Raw genomic sequence first — 3,280 nt, forward strand, 5'->3', positions numbered from 1 at the left:
CGGTCCTCCAGCAGCCATTTCGCCTTGCGGGCGAAGCTGTTGAGGCGCTCCTCCGTGTTGGACAGGCCGGTCATCCGGCGTCCGGCGAAGGGATTCGTACCGTCGGGGCTGGTAGCGGCGAGGATCGCCGCGGGCGCATGACATAGCAGCGCGAGTGGCTTTCCCGAGGCCAGCCGGCGGGTCAGCAACGCGCCCGAGACGGCGTCCACGGCCAGGTCCTCCATCGGCCCGTGCCCGCCCGGGTAGAAGACCAGGTCGAACTCGCTCTCGTCGACGTTGTCGAGGCTGACCGGGTGGTTCAACTCGTCGGCGATCGACTTCAGGTAGGCCCGGATCTTCTTGCGGGTTCCCGGCAGACCGCCTGCGATGCCGAGGCTCAACTCGTCGAGGGTGGGTGCCACGCCGCCCGGTGTGGCGATGGTGATCTGCCAGCCGGCCTCGCTGAACACACGATGCGGCTCGGCGACCTCCTCGGCCCAGTAGCCGGTCGGGTGAACGGTGCCATCAGCCAACGTCCAGCCGTCGGCGGCAGAGATCACGAACAGAACGCGGGTCATCGGGCATCCCTTCATTGAGGTCGTTCACCATCGAGCACGGTCAGCAGACTACGACCGTGAACGGATTCGCCGTGAGTCTCTCCGGTGTCGCGGAAGCCGAGCTTCTGCAGAACCCGCCGCGAGGCCAGGTTCCAGTCCCAAACGGTCGCCCACAGGCGCGGATATCCGGACCGGCCCGCCCATTCGATGACGATCCGGCCGGCTTCGGTGGCGTAGCCACGATTGTGGACGGCTCGGAGGAGCTCGAAAGCCAACTCGGGTTCCTCAGGTGCGCCGTTCCCGGTGAACACCAGTCCGCAATAGCCGAGCACGGCGGCGTCGTCTTTGCGCTGCACCGTCAGCAGTCCCGGCTTCGAGGTCTCGGACGCGTCCTGAATCTGCGCCGCGATGTCGGCCACCGTCGGACGGCCATCGGAGCTCAGCTGTCGATGCGGTGGCACGCGGACGTCCCGTTCCGTCCACAACTGATGGAAGACGGCGGCATCACTCACGACTTGGGGGCGAAGGACCAGACGTTCGGTCTCGAGCGTCGCCGGCTCTATCGACATCACAAGTCCTCTCGCCTCGGTCGCATCCTATGGTTGCGGCCCCCGCTCCGAGATCCACCGCGCTGGCCCGACCCTCTGAGCTGACACAATGGCGGCCGATCTTTTGCCTTGCCACGAAGGGACCACCCCCGATGACCGCGAATCAGCCGCCCGAGAACAACGCGCCCCAAACCCCCGCCGGACCCCCGCAGACTCCCCCACCGGGCGCTGATCCGGCCTTCGCCGCCGGCCGGCCTCAGGCACCGGACGTCGCGCCGCCCGGCGCCTACCCGCCCGCCGTTTTCGCCCCGCAGCAGCCGCCGGCGCCACAGAAGAAGAGCGTTCTCAAGCGCTTCCTGGTCACCATCGTGGGAGTGATCGTCGCCATCGGCATCGGCATCGCGGTCCGCAGCGGCGTCTTCGACAGCCCGTCGATGAAGGCCGGCGATTGCGTTCAGCAGGTCGGCGAGGACGACGTCAAGGTCGTCGATTGCGGCTCAGCCGAGGCGCAGTACTCCATTCTCGGCATCGTCGAGAAGCAGAGCCAGATCTCGGCCCGGATGGGCGCCTGCAAGGAGTTCCCCGACACCACCAGCGTCTACTGGGAGGGCCGGAACAAGGGCAACGGCACTGTGTACTGCATGAAGAAGTTGTGACCCTCCACGGCGCTCAGTTTCGATCCGGCGATCGGGGCTGAGCGCCGCTCCGTGCCGCGTGCGAGACTTGCCCGGTGGCGGACTCAGGCATCGTGCTGATCGGCGACCCGCGCGTGACCGCGATCGAGGTTCGCGAGTCGAACGAACCCCTGGTCGATCTGCGTCCGATCCCGCGACTGCGGATCGACCCACGCAAGGCTGACGACACCGGCGGCTGGCATCACGCCCGCGCCGGCCTGGCCGAGCGGCTGGCGAGCGCGGCCGCGGCGCTGCCGTCCGGAATCGAGTTGCTGATCGTCGAGGCGTTCCGCAGTCCGGCCCGGCAGCGGGGCTATTGGGACGGCTACCGCGACGAGCTGCGCGCCCACTACCCCGGCCTCACCGACCCGCGGCTCTACCACCTCGCCACCCGCTGGGTGGCACCGCCGGACGTGGCCCCGCACTGCACCGGAGGTGCGGTCGACCTCACCCTGTGCGACACGGACGGCGTCGAACTCGATCTGGGATCCCCGCTGGACGCCACCCCTGAGCAGAGCTCGGGAGGCTGCTTCACGGCCGCCCAGGTGCCGCGGGAGGCGGCGGCCAACAGGGCGATCCTGGTGACCGCGATGACCAACGCCGGCCTGGTCAACTACCCCACCGAGTGGTGGCACTGGTCCTACGGCGAGCGGTACTGGGCGTTCACCACCGGCGCCCCGCACGCCCTCTTCGGGCCGGTCGAACCGCCGTCCTGACCGTCCCCGCCGCCGAGTCGGGTTCCGAAGACCCGCCCCACGCGGCAGGATGCCGGGTATGGATCCGACCCAGGACGGTGCGGCCACCCCGCCGCCGGAGCAGAACCAGGGGTCCCGGCTGGCCTCCGCGGAGCGGCTGAAGGCGTTCGCGGACGCGGTGGTGGCGATCGCCATGACTCTGCTGATCCTGCCGCTGATGGAGAGCGTCAGCGAGGTGGCCAGGGAAGGCGGCAACGCCGCGGAATGGGTCACCGAGAACGGTGACCAGCTGTTCAGTTTCGCGTTGAGCTTCGTGCTGATCGGCGCGTTCTGGCTGAGCCACCACCGGCTGTTCGACCGCGTCCACCTGGTCACCGGACGGCTGCTGGTGCTCACCATCGCCTGGATGTTCACCATCGTCTGGCTGCCGGTGGCGACCGCGATCGTGGGCATGATGGACAACGACCCGGTGCAGAAGACGCTGTACATCGGCTCGCTGTTCGCGACCAGCGTGATGATGACGGTGCTCGGCTGGTACGCCCTGCGGCACCCCGAACTGCACGACATGCCGGTCGCCAATCTCCGCAGCGGCATCCTCGCCGACGCGATCGCCTCCGCGCTGTTCGCCCTCGCCTACCTGCTCACCATCGTGTTTCCCGTGCTCAGCTATCTACCGATGTTCCTGCTGGTGCTGACCGGGCCGCTGCACAACTGGCTGCGGCGGTACCTTCCGCACTGACTGCGCAAGGATGGTGACCGTGGCCAGGAAGATCGGCTTCCGCTCCTTCGGGCACCACGACATTCCCGGTTCGCGGGTGCGGACGGCC

General features: G+C 68.4%; 5 protein-coding genes. 3 read left to right on the forward strand and 2 right to left on the reverse strand.

The features are described 5' to 3' along the window. Both Q0066_RS14480 and Q0066_RS14485 read right to left on the reverse strand, forming a co-directional pair. On the reverse strand, positions 1-557 hold a 557-nt coding region (locus Q0066_RS14480; protein ID WP_298134106.1), incomplete at its 3' end, for a type 1 glutamine amidotransferase domain-containing protein. Between the two features lie 11 nt (positions 558-568). After that, positions 569-1,105: a GNAT family N-acetyltransferase gene (locus Q0066_RS14485; RefSeq protein ID WP_298134109.1), complete on the reverse strand. Its 537-nt coding sequence runs from the start codon at positions 1,103-1,105 to the stop codon at positions 569-571. A gap of 131 nt (positions 1,106-1,236) precedes the next feature. On the opposite strand from Q0066_RS14485, the gene Q0066_RS14490 reads away from it, so the two are divergent. The 3 genes from Q0066_RS14490 to Q0066_RS14500 all read left to right on the forward strand — a co-directional run bounded on the left by Q0066_RS14490 (position 1,237) and on the right by Q0066_RS14500 (position 3,192). Next, the gene (locus tag Q0066_RS14490) at positions 1,237-1,740 is read left to right on the forward strand and encodes a hypothetical protein (RefSeq protein ID WP_298134111.1); all 504 of its coding nucleotides are present in this window, start codon (positions 1,237-1,239) and stop codon (positions 1,738-1,740) included. A gap of 74 nt (positions 1,741-1,814) precedes the next feature. After that, the gene (locus Q0066_RS14495) at positions 1,815-2,474 is read left to right on the forward strand and encodes a M15 family metallopeptidase (protein ID WP_298134113.1); all 660 of its coding nucleotides are present in this window, start codon (positions 1,815-1,817) and stop codon (positions 2,472-2,474) included. A gap of 58 nt (positions 2,475-2,532) precedes the next feature. Continuing rightward, positions 2,533-3,192 (forward strand): TMEM175 family protein, encoded by a 660-nt coding sequence (locus Q0066_RS14500; RefSeq protein ID WP_298134116.1) that lies wholly within the window; start codon positions 2,533-2,535, stop codon positions 3,190-3,192. The last annotated feature ends 88 nt before the right edge of the window (positions 3,193-3,280 follow it).

Origin of the sequence: Micropruina sp. (genome assembly GCF_027492755.1) — a bacterium.
In the GTDB taxonomy this organism is placed as follows: Bacteria; Actinomycetota; Actinomycetes; order Propionibacteriales; family Propionibacteriaceae; genus Micropruina.